Source organism: Methanosarcina horonobensis HB-1 = JCM 15518 (assembly GCF_000970285.1).
Taxonomy (GTDB): domain Archaea; phylum Halobacteriota; class Methanosarcinia; order Methanosarcinales; family Methanosarcinaceae; genus Methanosarcina; species Methanosarcina horonobensis.
Map to the genome: position 1 here is coordinate 2696443 of NZ_CP009516.1, position 15892 is coordinate 2712334.

Below are 15892 nucleotides of genomic sequence, written 5' to 3' on the forward strand. Positions count from 1 at the left end.
CATGTATTACTGATTTTTCAAATAGGCTCTAAGTTTCATTAGTAAATGAGCCTATCCCAAAACCAATTTTGTTCCCAAATAGTGAGAGTTTAAAATTATTTTTCATTACTGAGAACTCGGGTGATCATCCTAAATTCGAGATTTGAGACGCAATTTTGAGTTTTGGGATCAGCTCAATGTTTTATTAATAAAAGCTAATTTCAAAGAATTTATATATTTCATTTATAAAAATTCATGACTTTTTATAGAAACATTGAAGTACTTTGAACACTATTATTTTATGTACGAAGTTTAGAGATTTTTAATCCCTAAACGCTACTGCGCATTAAATCAGGGAGGGGTAGAGCCTTAATATAATACCTTGAAGAGGAGATTCTATTTCTTTTCTCCTAAGCATTCAGGATAATAAAGAGCTCTGGAGACTTTTTCATTATTTTACAATCTTCCCAACTCTTATCTAGCTTAATACTTTTTAAAAAAATCTATAAAGTGGAGTTGTTTTTCATGCAAGAAAAGATGAAATCTCTTTCCGCATCAAAAAAACTGCTAAATTCTGCAGCTATTATCTTAGCATCCATACTGACTTTGTTGTTTTTCTCTCTTACAGCCACGGCTGGGGAATGGAATGTTGTCCCTTCAAACCCCTACCTTGGTGATAATTTAGTGATAACCGGAAATGCCAATCCTAATCAAGAACTTACAGCAGAAGTTTCATATGAGAAAAACGTGATCGCATCTAAAGGAGAATATGAGTATACTGTCAAGGAAGTTAAAATTCCTAAAGGAAATAATAACCTCTTCACTGTAAGGGCTGAGCAAGTGAAAAACCTGAACATCAAGGTAAAAAAAATTGTAGGGTTTACTCTTAGCAAAAATGCTATTGACGGAGTCGCTACTGTTTCTCAATCAAGAGTACCTCCTTTGACTTATAGAGTTGAAATGTATGGAGACGCTTTGGAAGAAGAATCTAATGTAAAGCTCAGGATTACCGCTTGCCAAAAAATCACTGCTGATTCGGAAGGAAACTTTAGATATGAATATGATACCAGTAAGATGCCTGAAGGGGATTACAAAATAACAATAGGGGACACTTCAAAAATCATAACTCTCAAGAAATGGCATTCTTCTTCAAGCCACTCAGATAATCCTCGTCTGATTACACTGAAGCCCATCAAAACTCTAGATGACACAACCGGAGGGAACATTCAAGAAGAAAACAATCCTGAAGGAGAGTTCGAAAAAGAACCGGAGAAAGATACAATAAATGTACCCGATACAATAAATGTACCCGATAAAAACATTAACAAAACTCAAACTCAGTTAGAAAAACCAGCTGAGAAAAAACCAATACTTGTTATAAGCCTCATTGCCTTGGGAATTATTTGCATCCTTCTTTGGATCTATTACACGAAAAAACAGGAGAGATAAAATTTTGATCAGAAGTAATCGGAAGAGTGAGTCTACTACTATTGAAGTTTTCAGGAAGCTTCTTCTGAGCTTTCCTGTTTTTCGAGAATAATAGAGGATTCCGATAAACCCAATTTTTTGACAGGTTCAAAAAATTGAATAAAATTTTATACACTTATATGGTGCTACTGCAGCTCTTTACTGAGCAACTTTTACTGAGAGATCTTTATGGATTGATAGTCAACAATTCTCATTTAAGTTTCCATTGCAGACGAGTTTTGAGATCAAGACTAGTTTTCATAAATAAGAGGGTCAGTTAAAACGAAAATTCCATCATCTGAGAACCAAAGTTAATAATTAAATTCTTTATGTAATGCGAAAAGATCTGCAACACATAAAACGAATAATTAACTCAGTTTTACTAAATATATTTATGCTGAAAGACTGCAAAATTTGTAGTAAAAGCTAAAAAATAACCCATATAATACGGTTTTTACCTATTATAAGACTCCTTTATGCTTACTCCAACGCATAATAAAAGTAAAAGATCTAATATACTATCTAAATAATGTTAGTTAAATGAGATAACTATTTATAATAAGTATATGTAGTATATAATGCAGTAAAAGCATGAAATAAGTTACTAAGTAAAACATAAGAAAGCTTTACAGTGGGGGAAAAACATGAGAATAAGAGTGGTTAGTTCAAGAGAAGAAATCTTTACACTCAATCCGAATGAGCGTCTTGTTCATCTGGCTTTCAGACCTTCTAACAAGGATATCTTTGGATTGGTAGAGACATGCCCTAAGATTGAGGTGATTCAGTTACCCAAATCTTACAGGCGTACGGTATCAAAGTCCATAGAAATGTTCCTTGAAATGCAAAGGATTCAGCTCCTTGAAGGAGATGTCTGGGGACACAGAAAGGATATTAACGAATATTACAGCATCCCATCCTCAGTGATTGAAAAAATTAAGGAAATGAAAATCGAAGGCAGACCAGCTAAGGAAATCGAAAAGAAGGTTTCAAGAGAAAGCAAACTGAACCCTGAAATGATTGCTTATATTCTAACAAAAGAAACTCCTGCCTGATCGCACAGGAAAGGTATGACCCTTTAGACTCTGCTGGAGATTAGACTTTACAGATCATCGATTCCACAATTCGATTCCACAATAAGTCTCTAATCTCCGGTAAACTCTCCTTTTAGAAGAAACTACACAATTAAAAATATATATTTGGTTTTTAAAAATAAATTAAGGTCAAATTTCAGCAGCATTTTGCGGAAATAAAAAGTATTTGATAAAAAGACTAAGTTTAACTCTTAGATTCTGCTTTTTTATCAATTTTTTTCAATAATATCGGTTTTAAGAGTTTTTGCTCTTCAGCGCATTGTTTCAAGATCAGGCATATAAAGTAAAGAGTTCCTTGATTTTTGATATGCCTGACCAAGATATCTTTCAATTATTGATAGCTTTTTCCCACAGTTCCATTTGCCCAATATTGTCTTCTCCCCATTTTTGTTTTGTTTCTTCACTCCACTGGAGTCTATATTCTCCTATCATGGATTTTGGAATTGTGAAAACCTTTGCTCTGGTATTTCTGGGAGTATTACATCTTAACCATTTATACTGATTTATGTTAGTATCATATACCAGACAGTAATCAAGTTTAAACGCGCTTGGAATCTCAGAAGACTTATAGTAAACTTGCTTTGGGCCTTCCTTTAATTCCTTTCCTAGTTTTCGGCTTTTGCTGGCTATTTTTACTTCTTCTTTTCTTATATCTTCCAGATATCTTAGGCTTCTTTCAACTTCACTTTTAAATATAATCAAATGCCATTTCAGGGATAGTGAATAGTTTTTTCTTAAAAGTTCATTTAATTCGGCTATTAAAGCAGAGTCATTTGTTGTGTTTTCAATTTCATCCATCAGTTCTTTCATTCTGCTTAGATTCGCCTTCTGTCTTGCTTCACTTGTTACCATAGATATCGCCAACATCTCAATTATAGTTTAACTGTATATATATAACATGATGTTCTTAAATTTTTTCATCAGTTTGTGTAGAATTAACCCGGTTTCTACAAATGATATAATAAAAGAGAAGAAAAGAGGCTTAATTATTAGAGAGATTTACCAAAAGGGAGATTTTACCAAAATCTTCGGAAAAATGGTTGTTGAGAAACTAAAGAGTCCTCACCTGAACGCGAACTTTGCAAAACATATCAGTACTTACGTACCATTTCCTCCTGCATTTGAGGGTTAACTGGCGGAAAACCCTGGTGCATTTTAAAAAGGTTGTTGAAAGAGTGTGAAGATTGAAGGTAAACGATCACTCTTTTATTCTCATATCTTCACTCTGCAGAACCCTTCCTAAAATTAAAAGTTACTCTAAGTTGCGGTTATGATCTCAGACTCAATTTCGGGCGCTGATTCTCACTTCCTGCCTCAGTGCTGTAAAAGGCAATGTAATTATTGTTTTCCGTGCGGGCTTTTATGAAAATTCCGGTATTTTTGTATTTTCCACTTATATATTCATTTACGAGATCCGTTACATCCAGTTCGTAATATCTGTTGTCAGGATGGATGCTGCCTTTAATGGTGAGTGTAGCATACGGAGTGCTGCCCTGCAAGACACCGTTTTTATCATACCAGTCTCCTCCAGCATTTTTCCAGGCAACGTTTTTGTCCCGCTTATTCCAGCTTACGTAGTTTGCGTTCCAGGAAGAAGCCGGTCTGTAAATCTCAATCAAAGTATCCTGAGGCCTTGAGCTTCCTGCAGGATAATACCAGTAGAGAGAAAGAGTTGCATTACTAACTTCGGTAACGTCATCGCATTTACTCAGGTCAAACCACATTACGTCCCTGTACCTGACACTATTCATCCCGCCAGCATCAATAAAAGAGCTTGCCTGATAGACTACCTCAGGAGATGCTTCACGCAGGCGGTTATCTTTTGCCCCGGTAATGGTTATGTTCAGGACCGGATCTACAGAGGATTTCTCATTTACGGCAAGTATGGGTTTCTGGTTCTCGTTTCCGGCTTCGGAACTGTAAAAAGCTATGTAATTATTACGTTCAATCCTTCCTTTAATGAGGAATCCCGTGTTTTCGTACTTACCGCTTGTATATTCTTTTACGAGATCGGTCACGTTCAGTTCGTAGTATCTGTTATCTGGAAGGTTGCTACCTTTAAGAGTTATCGTGGCATAAGGTGTGTTCCCCTGCAAGACACCATTTTTATCGTACCAGTCTCCGCCCGCGTTTTCCCATGCAGTTCCCTTATCCCTTTTATTCCAGCTTACATAGTCCGGATTCCAGGATGAAGCAGGCCTGTAGACTTCGACCACTGTGTCTTCCGACCTTGTGCTTCCTGCCGGATAATACCAGTAAAGAGAAAGGGTTGTATTATCGATTTCTTCTGAGGTTGCGTACTCGCTCAGGTCAAACCATATTACATCTCTGTACCTGACACTATTCATTCCACCTACATCAATAAAAGAAGTACTCTGGAAAACAGTATCAGGGGAAGCTTCACGCAGGCGATTATCATAGAGCTCTCCTATTCTCGGGGAAGAACTTTCCTGTTTGACAACGCTCAGGGTTGCTGTAGTCAAGGCACTTAGCTCTCCATCGCTTACCTCAAAGGTTACTACATAGGTTCCTTCCTGTCCGGCAGTCGGAGCCCAGCTGAAAAGACCTGAACTGCTGTCTAAAGTTGCGCCTGCGGGAAGATTTGAAGCGAAATAAGTAAGGGTATCTTCGTTTTCATCCGATGCACTAACTGTAAAGGTAAAGGCTTTTCCAATCTCAACAACGGCATTCTGGATTGACTTTATCACAGGAGCCTGATTGTTTGCTGTTTGTGTTCCGGATTTTGAAGCATACTTAGTGTTCCCGAAAGCCCCTATGTTAATCCTGCCTCCATTGTTCTGAGGTTCTGCAGAATAGTCCGAAAGGCTATACCCTGCATCAATGCATGGGGAACTTGTGCTGTCAGTCACCCAGCTTTTTCCGTTCCATCTTCCTGCTTTTGATTTAAGATGATAGTCATGGTTACTCCTATCAGCGTACTGCGGGTCTGCCTTTATATCAGAAGATGAAGCCTGGACATTTTTGTAGTCTCCACCTGCGTTTCCGTAAAAGCAGTTGTTCTGCAGGACAAAAGAATGTGTACCTGTTAATTCATTGGACACTGCATACCCGATTCCACCCGAAGAAGACCTGGAGTTTGAAATTATATTATTTCTCAATGTAATTACATAGCCTGAACCGGAGGGGGCAGAAGAATACACGTTTTTCTGTACGATGCCAGCTCCGTAGACTCCGTCAATAACATTGTTTTCAATGAGTGCATTGAATCCATCTGATATGATTCCTCCTATTATGATACTGCTTGACTTGGTCCCTGTATCATAGATCTGGTTATGATGAACGTGGACATTTGTTGTGGATGGTGAATAAGAGCCTGCTCCAAAAATCCAGATCCCTACACGGGCAGTTTTGTATATTACATTATTATATACTTCAATATCATCCATTAAAGGAGAATTATACTTCTGGATTTCAATTCCTGCACCCCCAGAACCGTCAGATGTAATTACATTGTCATGCAGACTGGCTTTGTTTGTGTTATAAAGCCTGAGTCCGCTGTTTGTCCTGCAGGTTATTGTGTTATTGTAAGCCTCCACGCCTGAACAGCTACTGGCATAGAGGCCGTCGTGTCCAAGCAGATATATCCTGCTGTTATAGAGCTTTATGTTAGAACAGTTATCTGTTTTCAAGCCGTCTCCGTGGTTATTGGTCAGACACATATCATACACACTTATGTTCTGACAGTTTCTCAGGTGAATAAGGTTATAATATCCCTTACCACTTTCGACATTGGTATTTCCTTCCCGGTTTCCGTCAATTGTAAAGCCTCTAATGGTAATATCGTGACTGCCTGAACTTCTTTCCTTTATCATTGGCTTTGAAACTTCCCAGTTAGCATTACTGACAAGTTTTATTTTTGCACTCGAATCCCCCTCAAGAATAGTATTGCTGCCTATCAAAAGGGTTTCGTCAATGACATATGTGAACGGGCCCTTTAGATGAACAGTTGTATATGCAGAATTCTCGGCCACGAACTTGAGAGCCTCATTTATCTGTATATGGTCGTCTTTTCCATCACAATTAAAGTCACCGCTACCGTCTCCTGCAACATATACAACCAGTGCCGAACTAGCACATAAAGCGGCAGGAACATTTGAGAAGGCAAGGCAAATTACAACAAAAAATATTACTAATTTTCGATTCAACAGAGTTATCACCTTAAATTTCTATCAAATAAAATTTTGTATTTGATAATTAAAAAAAATGTACAGTGATTGAAATTTGTTAATCTTCAAATCCGAATCTGACCAATATCCTTTTTTCATTTCACATTCGGAAGCCATACTCTCTTCTGAATGCCATAAACTCAAATCTCGCAGACAGTAGACAGTATACACTACCCGAATATTTGATGCTCAGAAGAATTATTAAAATGAGTCCTGACCAGAGGCTATTGTGTTGGTTTTTTGATTAGATAAATAGTACAGGACCATTCTTTCCAGGATTTAATCTCTTGCTTGAACTGGCTCTCCCAGCTGCAAACAATATAAATAGATTGTGTTTATCCCCCTAACTTAATTGACTAAGTTATATTGTACTTTATACATTATATTATAAAAATATTTGCGAAATTCATCATTCAAATTTGGGCAGATTGAAAAAAAGAAGTAACACCGAAGCACAACTACTGAAATCATTAGACTGAGAATCTAAAAGCTTAGGGTAGTGAATAAAAGTCAACCAATTTATAACCCGAACTCTGGAGAATTTCAACTAAAAAAGATTTTTTAGGAGCAATAAGGGTAATCCCCGCCATTAAAATGACGGGATACAGCCGTCAACTTAATAAAATAACCTTTATTCAGGTAAAGTTTCATTATTCCTTAATATGCCTAAAGTAAACCGTTATAGAATCTATCCTGCAAAGTCACAGATTACAAAGCTTAATTCTACTTTGAAGTGCAGGATGCATATCTTAACGCAAATGTTTAGATCATGCTATACCATTTATCTCATATCTACTAAAAACATTAACATCAGATTTATTCAGATAAAAATCAATATGAATAAAAAAGTGATTCATACTAAAGATCTTGGTTAAAAAACATAATTAAAATGGTTTCACTGCCTGTTGGAGCAGAAAGAGATAGATGAATGAAATATAATTGCTATGATTGCGTATTTTTCTCATAACCTTTTGTTAAGAAATCGCTATAGCTGTCTCCTCAGTTATAATATTTTATTAAAGGCATATCAATTTTTTTAGCTAACTAATATAATTATATTTATAAATAGTATTAAATATTATCGAATACAATTGTTAATACAATTGTTATATCAAATCAGTATTCTGTTACTCATTTTGCTAAATTTTAGTAATTGAGTAATCCGGTGGGAGTTGTGAATTTATCGCTCTCTACTGGTAAATTGAGCGATTAGTGGCCAATGTTCTATAATACCTGACTATGTGTTTTAGACTTTAGACTATATGTTTCTTAGGCAGTTGCGCGTTTTACAATAAATATATATATATATTAAATATAATACGGTAATAAACTTTGTGGATATAGTCTTTGCACAAATACTAAAGCTGATCTATATTGATTTAAGAACACAATAAATTAATGAAAACTATAAAATAATTAAAACAGGGGAGTAAGGCTTAATTAAGTTCTGCTAAGTGGGAGCATACTCAATTAAGTTTTTTAAGTTCTGTTAGTTGGAAGTACGACCCTGATTGCTCTATATTTGGGGGGAAATAGTTGAATAAGCAACTGAAAGTTTTGTTCATAGGAACTTATGTTCCAAAAGAATGTGGGATTGCTACATTTACTTTTGATCTTTTGAATTCAGTATCCGGGGTGCATGACGATATACATTGTGAAGTCATTGCCCTTAATGACCCGTCTGAAACCTACAACTATCCGGAAGAAGTCGTTTTTCAAATAGAAAGAAACAAACTCGAAGACTACCACCGGGCTGCAGATTTTATAAACCAGTCCGATGCGGATATCGTGTGTCTTCAACATGAATTCGGGCTTTTTTGGGGAAATGCAGGCGATTATATCTTCACTCTCCTTTCAGGAATAAACAAGCCTGTGATTACTACAATGCATACTGTCATCAGGGAACCGGAACCTGAATACCGTGCATCCACGGAAAAACTGATCCGGTACTCAGAAAAGCTGGTTGTAATGAGCCAGACTGCGGTCGACATGCTAAAAGACGTTTATAAGGTTCCGGACGAAAAAATTGAGGTCATTTTTCACGGCTTACCTGACTATCCGTTTAACAACTGCAGCAAGTATAAACGGATGCTGAATCTGAAGGGTTCTCCGCTTATCCTAACCTTTGGCCTGCTGAGCCAGAACAAAGGTATCGAAAGTATGCTTGAGGCTCTTCCTGAAGTTGTAAGTCAGTATCCAGACCTTATTTACCTTGTACTGGGCGCTACCCACCCTGTGGTCAAAAAGCATAATGGGGAAGCCTACAGAGATTACCTTATGAAACGAGTTTCAGAACTCGGGCTTGAGAACAACGTGGTATTTCACGATAAGTTTGTCGAAAAAGAGGAACTCTGCACTTATATCCTTGCCAGCGACATTTACGCGTCTCCTTATCTTTCCAGAGAACAAATAGTAAGCGGAGCCCTGACATATGCCATAGGCATGGGAAAAGCAATAATATCCACTCCTTACTGGTACGCCCAGGAAATGCTTTCCGATAGCCGCGGGATACTCGTGGACTTCGGAGATACGGACGGTTTTAAAAATTCTCTTTTGTATCTGATCGAAAATCCAGACGAGTGTAACAATATGCGTAAAAAAGCATACGATTTTGGCAGAAAAATGACCTGGAAAAACATAGGTAAAGAGTATAATACTGTCTTTACCAAGGCTTTGAAGAACTACAATACCTATCCCAGAATACAGAATAGATTTAACTTTCTTCCAAACCAGCTTCCTGAAGTCAAACTTGATTACCTTAAACTGCTGACCGATGATGTGGGCATTATCCAGCACACCAATCTGGGTGTACCTGCCAGACACCATGGGTACAGTACTGATGACGTGGGCAGAGGACTTGTTGCATTAACTCAGATTATCGATAGTCAGGAAAAAGCCGAAGAGCTCTGGAAACTGATTACCACATATATGAGTTTCCTTGAACATGCCCAGACAGATTCCGGGCACTTCCATAATTTTATGAATTATAGAAGGGAATTTCTGGATAAGGAAGGCAGTGAGGATACTCTTGGGCGTGCAATTTACGGGCTTGGACACGTAGTAAGCTGCCCTTATATGTCAAAGAATATACGTACATTTGCACACACGCTTATCAGCAAATCAAAAATGCAGATGGAAAAACTGAACTACCCGCGAGCAAAAGCCTACACAATGTGCGGACTTTATGAGATGCTCAGAGCAGGCGTGGGTGCAGATGACTTTGAATCTACGTTTATTTCCCGCAGGGACACTGTCAGGTCCATAGATGCCCTTGTGGACAAGGATACCTTTCAATCCATATTTATCAGCCATGCAGACTCTCTGGTTGATCTTTATGAGACTAATCATAAAGAAGGCTGGAACTGGTTTGAACCCACGGTCACATACAGCAATGCAAAACTCAGTGAATCCCTTATACTGGCATATAACTATACCAAGAACCGGACTTACAGAAAAGTCGGGCTTGCAACTCTGGATTTTCTTACAGATATCCAGTGGAAAGGAGATTTTTTTGACATTGTCGGGAACCAGGGCTGGTACTCCTGCGATGGCGAAAAACCTATTTTTGACCAGCAGCCCATAGAAGCAGGCTACATGACTCAAGCTTATGTTTCTGCTTATGAGACGGTCCGCGAGAGAAAATACCTGGAGCTTGCAAGGTACTCTTTTGAATATTTCCTGGGCAGAAACCGCCTTCGAACTCCTATGTATGACTCTTCGACAGGTGCAGTCTGTGACGGGCTCAACTGCGACGGGATGAACTGCAACCAGGGTGCAGAATCCGTAATCTGTTACCTTATGGCTTTAAATTCAATAAATAAACATTCGGATAGGGCATATGGCACACAATTCAAGCCAGCAATTGAAGAAGTTTTGCCCAAAAGAAAGAGCCTGCTATCAGCAAATCAGGTTGAGTGAGTGGGTGATATGGTAATCTGGAAAGACCACGGGGAACTGTTTGTAAGATATAAAAAGAATCCTATACTTACCGTTGAGGATTGGCCTTACCAGGCTAATTCGGTTTTTAATCCTGCAGCCGTAATAGTTGATGGTAAAACTTTATTACTTGTGCGTGTAGAAGACCACAGGGGTTTTTCTCACTTTACAATAGCCAGGAGCAATAACGGGGTAGATGGCTGGGAAATTGATACCGAGCCAACTTTTGCCCCGGATCCTGTAAACTATCCTGAAGAGATATACGGCATTGAGGACCCGCGTATAACTTACATAGATGAGATGGGAAAGTGGGCTGTAGCATATACGGCTTTTTCGGATTCCGGCCCCTTAACATCCCTTGCATTTACAGAAAATTTCCGTACCTTTGAAAGAATGGGGCCTACCATGCCTCCAGAAAACAAAGATGCTGCTATCTTTCCTGTAAAATTCAACAACAGGTGGGCAATGTTACACAGACCTGTATCAAATATTGCGGGTGCAAAAGCAAATATCTGGATTTCTTTTTCCCCGGATATGAAATACTGGGGAGAACATGAGGTTCTTCTGTATGCCAGAGAAGGAGGATGGTGGGATGCGCGTAAGATAGGTTTATCCCCGCAGCCGATCCGTGTGTCTGACGGATGGTTAATTATGTATCACGGGGTACGCCAGACAACATCCAAAGCTAGTTACCGCCTTGGGATGGCTCTTCTTGACCCTGAAGATCCCAGGAAAGTGCTCCACAGGTCAGAAGGCTGGGTTTTCGGGCCTCGTGAACTCTATGAGCGCAGTGGAGATGTTAATGATGTTGTTTTCCCCTGCGGATGGGTCCTGGTAGGTGATGAGATCCGTATTTATTATGGAAGTGCAGATACCTCTGTATCCCTGGCAACCGCAAAAGTTTGTGATGTCCTGAATTATATCCATCAATGCCCTGAGGAGCAGTGCCCTGAAGATTACTGCAGATTTTTTGAAGAGCACAAGCATGTTACACCATGAGTAAAAGTTGGAGAATTGGGAGCATATGAATAATAAAATACTGGGGGGATCTTTGTCAGAATTGCTATGTTATCTCCGATTGCCTGGAGCACACCGCCTAAAAAGTACGGTCCGTGGGAGTCAATGGTATCCTTATTAACTGAAGGACTGGTAAAAAGGGGTATTGACGTTACACTTTTTGCAACAGCTGATTCGCACACTGCAGGCAAGCTTCATGCAGTGTGCCCGAGACCATACGAAGAGGATAAAAGCATTCTTGTGAAAGTGTACGAAGGCCTGCATATCTCAGAAGTTTTTGAAAGGGCAAATGAATTTGATATAATCCACAATCATTTTGATTATCTACCTCTTACTTACAGTAAGCTTGTGGACACGCCTGTCGTAACGACCATACACGGCTTTTCTTCGCGAAAAATTCTGCCTGTCTATAAAAAGTACAATAACAGTACCTTTTATGTCTCCATAAGTGACGCCTACAGGTGTAATGAACTGGATTATATAGCAACGGTTCGGCATGGAATAGATACCGAGACTTTTCCTTTTAATGACAGACCAGAGGATTATCTTCTTTTTATATCACGCATTCACAGAGATAAAGGCACAAAAGAAGCAATAGAGGTTGCAAAAAGGTCAGGAATGAAGTTAAGAATGGCTGGCTTTATTGCTGACCCTGAATACTTTAAAAAAGAAGTCGAGCCCCATATAGATAACGAACAGATAATTTACGAGGGGCACGTATTCCAGGTGCGCAAAAAAGAGCTTCTATCAAACGCCCGTGCTCTTTTGCATATGATCAATTATGAAGAAGCCTTCGGGCTCGGTGTGGTTGAAGCCCTTACCTGCGGGACGCCTGTAATTGCAGTAAACAAAGGTGCAATGCCTGAACTGATTATGGACGGAGAGACCGGATTCCTTGTAAGCGGCGTAGATGAAGCTGTAAATGCTGTACAGAAGCTTGGTTCCATTTCCCGCAAAAAATGCAGGGAAAGTGTGGAAAAACGCTTCTCCGTTGACAGAATGGTAGAGGATTACATTAAAGTATACGAAACAATCCTAGAAAAACGCAAGCGTGAAGAAAAAAGACCCTGGGGCTTCTATGAAATACTTACCGAAAGACCGGGATATAAGGTCAAACGTATAACTGTCCTGCCTCAGGAAGAAATCTCACTTCAGCGTCATGCCCATAGAAACGAGCACTGGTACATAGTTAGTGGCGAAGGGCTTGTAACTAAAAACAGCGATCAGATAAGGGTACTTACCGGAGATTCGGTTGACCTGCCGGTAAATGAGATACACCGTGTTAGTAATATAGGTGGCCAGAACCTGGTATTCATTGAGATTGCACAGGGAGATTATATGGGAGAAGACGATATCGAAAGGTTTGAAGACAAATACGGGAGAGCATAAAAAAGCTTATCCGAATTTATTATTCGGACCTATTTCGACTAAAACCTTAATAAGCTAACTACGATTCAGAGTTGATAATAACTTTATAGCTAAGGCAATGATACTTATCTGAACTCCAGATCAACCCGAGTATCAAAGTATCAGAGCCTTTTTTCAGTTTGATTCTTGTTTATTTCTTTTCCTTTTTTCTTTTCCTTTTTTCCAGTTCCATCAGGTTTTCAGGAAGGACATTCGGAGTCTTCATATGCCTGTCTGACCTGGACTGCAACATCTTTACCCAGCCTTTCGGATACATTTTCTACGAAGAGAACGAAATAATCAAAAGGTATGCAGCCCAGGCTTTCTTCTCCTGACAGAATGAGCCTGATAAGGTATTCAAGGTCATATCTGGACAGCAACTTGATCCTTCTCAGGAAATCGTCTGCATCTTTTGAGTAATGGTTTGCCAGAGGTGGAAGGATAGAACGGTAATTAACTCCTGACCCTGAACATAGATACCCTTCGCACTCCGGAGCAACCGTCTTTAAGATTCCGATATCTGTTTCTGAAAGTATTCTTGCCATTATGATCACCACATTTAAGCAAAATCTGGTTTTATGAGATATTCCTGAACAAAAGATGATCTATGTTTCTGCTATTTAATAGATGAGGCTGCGGAGCTTTCTGTTTCTCCTGCCGGCTTTGACGCTTAAAGGTTAGAATATCTTTATTCATTCTGTTTCAGCAAGAATGGATCTGAATAAAGGAATAAGAGGGGGAACATCCTGCTGTACAGTATCCCATAAAATTATCAGATCTACGCCAAAATAGCCATGAATTAGCCTGTCTCGCATGGTAGCCATATCTCTCCATGGAATAAAACTGTATTTCTCTCTCATCTCAAGGGGCAAATTTTTAGATGCTTCCCCTATGATTTCTATGGCTCTGATCACAGCATATTGTGTTTTTCTATCGTTGACAAACTGGTCATAGGAGTATTCGGCGGTGAAATCCTCAATATCGAGCAGAGCACTAAGTATATCTTCTATATAGTCTCCCGTTTCCCTGCTTTTCATATCTCGACTACCTCTGAAAGAACACGTCTACCTATTCTGGGTTTCAGGGCAGTTTTTGATACAAGATCAACCTTGACCCCTAGCTCATCCGATAATTCATTCTCAAGCCTGGCATAACCCAATAGTGTGATGGACCCATTAAACTCCACCAGAATATCCAGATCGCTTGATGGACTCTGCTCTCCCCGGACATATGAACCAAAAACTCCCATATATTTAATAGGGTATTTTTTTTTCAATTCCGGAAGAATTTCCTGCAGTTTTTTGATATATATGTCAACGTCATGCTGGTTCTGCAGTCTCATAGTATTTTGAATTTATGGACGTTTGTATATAAATTAATGGTTGAGGATCCTTCATCCTTTTAACCAGTAAGTAAATCTCTTAAAAACACGCTTAATTATTTATTTTTTTATTAGGGAAGCTCTAAAGAATTTATATGAGTGTCTTGGAAAGAGAAGAAGATGAAAATTAATTTTTGAGAAGTCCATAATTTTCTTATTATTCTCGATTCTCTTCCTTTTAGTCCTGCTCATCAAGTGTATAGCTCTAAAGTGAATTAGTCCTCTTGAGCGAAGCGAAAAGGACAGCGCACTGCAGAGCCGCAACTCTGCTGGCGAAGAAAAACTCGGAAAGAGAAATTAGGGCTTTATAGTTCAAGCCTCATGAGGTCTTCTGCAAGGATAATTTCGCCTTCAACATAGTCCTTGAGGCGGTGTATTGCTTCTTTTTCGTGCCCTCTCATTTCGGGGTAGAAGTGGGTGAGGCAGATACTTCCTATCTCGTTGTTATAGTCCTCAAGCATTTCAGCCAGAGTACTTGGAGTTGTATGATTTGTTACTTTTGTACCGGCAGGGAATGAACACTCGTGAATAAGAAGGTCAGCTTCAACTGCCAGGTCCATTATATCCCTACAGGGTGCAGTATCTCCTGAGTATACGAATTCTCCGTCTTCTGCAGTCACGCGGTATGCGAGAGTAGGAACACTGTGGTCAGTAGCTGCGCAGGTTATTTCGCAGTCAAATCCCTCAGGCGTGAATTCCTTCCCCGGTGAGAGCTCTATAACGTCCACATCAACTCCATCCAGGATATACTCGTAAGCCCCAAGCACCCTCGAAAACCAGTCTTCTGTCCCGTCGGGCCCATAGACCCTCATATCAGTCTTTCCTCTAAGCCAGTTAGCCTTCAGGAGGGGGATCAGGTCAGCTACATGGTCAAGGTGAAGGTGTGAAAGAAGTACGGTATCAACATTCGTATGTGAGACTCCGGCGTCGGGAAAACGGCTCAGAACGCCGCTTCCGCAGTCAATAAGCAGAGGTTTTTCCTCAAGACTGACAAGTACTCCGGACTGTACCCGACCCTTCTGAGGGATCGCAACTCCAGTGCCAAGAAATGTAATCTCCATAGGGTAAAGAATAAACTTTAAATATTTTAACTTTATTTAAAGCATGTCCGCGTAACAAACTTTTTGCGGCTCAAAACCAGCCAGCTTTTTTCCAGGCGCGAGGGTTGCCCAGCCAGGCCAAAGGCGTCGGACTTAAGATCCGATATCGAAGGATTTCGTGGGTTCGAATCCCACCCCTCGCATCTGTTTCTAGGGTTATAGATATAAGGAAAAAAAGCAACGCATGTGTAAGATTTCTGCACAACCTCTAATTTTAAGAATTTGCCTTAACAAAAAAACTACGATTTTCATAAACTGGATTTAATAAAAAAATCAAATTTTAGTATGTTGTTTTATGAGAGTTTTGCACAACAATTGATTTTTTAG

General features: G+C 39.3%; 11 protein-coding genes and 1 tRNA gene. 6 read left to right on the forward strand and 6 right to left on the reverse strand.

From position 1 onward, the window contains the following. The first annotated feature begins 504 nt into the window (after positions 1–504). Entirely contained in the window at positions 505–1428 is a 924-nt protein-coding gene (locus MSHOH_RS22185) for a hypothetical protein (protein WP_052730837.1), read from the forward strand. A 662-nt stretch (positions 1429–2090) separates the two neighbouring features. Continuing rightward, on the forward strand, positions 2091–2498 hold the full coding sequence (locus MSHOH_RS11935) for a DUF1699 family protein (RefSeq protein ID WP_048139899.1): 408 nt from the start codon (positions 2091–2093) through the stop codon (positions 2496–2498). Positions 2499–2864: 366 nt separating this feature from the next. Here MSHOH_RS11935 and MSHOH_RS11940 read toward each other — a convergent pair whose 3' ends face one another. Continuing rightward, on the reverse strand, positions 2865–3389 hold the full coding sequence (locus MSHOH_RS11940; RefSeq protein ID WP_048139901.1) for a hypothetical protein: 525 nt from the start codon (positions 3387–3389) through the stop codon (positions 2865–2867). A gap of 416 nt (positions 3390–3805) precedes the next feature. Next, positions 3806–6706 (reverse strand): disaggregatase related repeat-containing protein, encoded by a 2901-nt coding sequence (locus MSHOH_RS11950; protein ID WP_394297770.1) that lies wholly within the window; start codon positions 6704–6706, stop codon positions 3806–3808. Between the two features lie 1554 nt (positions 6707–8260). Here MSHOH_RS11950 and MSHOH_RS11955 point away from each other — a divergent pair. The 3 genes from MSHOH_RS11955 (at position 8261) to MSHOH_RS11965 (ending at position 13066) form a co-directional block, all read left to right on the forward strand. Continuing rightward, the gene (locus MSHOH_RS11955; protein ID WP_048139910.1) at positions 8261–10642 is read left to right on the forward strand and encodes a glycosyltransferase family 4 protein; all 2382 of its coding nucleotides are present in this window, start codon (positions 8261–8263) and stop codon (positions 10640–10642) included. Between the two features lie 9 nt (positions 10643–10651). Beyond that, positions 10652–11659 (forward strand): glycoside hydrolase family 130 protein, encoded by a 1008-nt coding sequence (locus tag MSHOH_RS11960; protein ID WP_048143425.1) that lies wholly within the window; start codon positions 10652–10654, stop codon positions 11657–11659. A 66-nt stretch (positions 11660–11725) separates the two neighbouring features. Further along, the gene (locus MSHOH_RS11965) at positions 11726–13066 is read left to right on the forward strand and encodes a glycosyltransferase (RefSeq protein ID WP_048139912.1); all 1341 of its coding nucleotides are present in this window, start codon (positions 11726–11728) and stop codon (positions 13064–13066) included. Positions 13067–13284: 218 nt separating this feature from the next. Here MSHOH_RS11965 and MSHOH_RS11970 read toward each other — a convergent pair whose 3' ends face one another. The 4 genes from MSHOH_RS11970 to MSHOH_RS11985 form a co-directional block, all read right to left on the reverse strand. Further along, on the reverse strand, positions 13285–13629 hold the full coding sequence (locus tag MSHOH_RS11970; protein WP_048139914.1) for a hypothetical protein: 345 nt from the start codon (positions 13627–13629) through the stop codon (positions 13285–13287). A 147-nt stretch (positions 13630–13776) separates the two neighbouring features. Then, positions 13777–14121: a HepT-like ribonuclease domain-containing protein gene (locus tag MSHOH_RS11975; protein WP_048139916.1), complete on the reverse strand. Its 345-nt coding sequence runs from the start codon at positions 14119–14121 to the stop codon at positions 13777–13779. After that, the gene (locus tag MSHOH_RS11980; RefSeq protein ID WP_048139918.1) at positions 14118–14426 is read right to left on the reverse strand and encodes a nucleotidyltransferase family protein; all 309 of its coding nucleotides are present in this window, start codon (positions 14424–14426) and stop codon (positions 14118–14120) included. Before MSHOH_RS11980 ends, MSHOH_RS11975 begins: the two co-directional genes overlap by 4 nt. Before the next feature lie 344 nt (positions 14427–14770). After that, positions 14771–15526, reverse strand: a complete 756-nt coding sequence (locus MSHOH_RS11985) for an MBL fold metallo-hydrolase (RefSeq protein WP_048139920.1) — start codon at positions 15524–15526, stop codon at positions 14771–14773. A gap of 97 nt (positions 15527–15623) precedes the next feature. Here MSHOH_RS11985 and MSHOH_RS11990 point away from each other — a divergent pair. Next, positions 15624–15708 (forward strand) — tRNA-Leu (locus tag MSHOH_RS11990). Positions 15709–15892 lie beyond the last annotated feature (184 nt).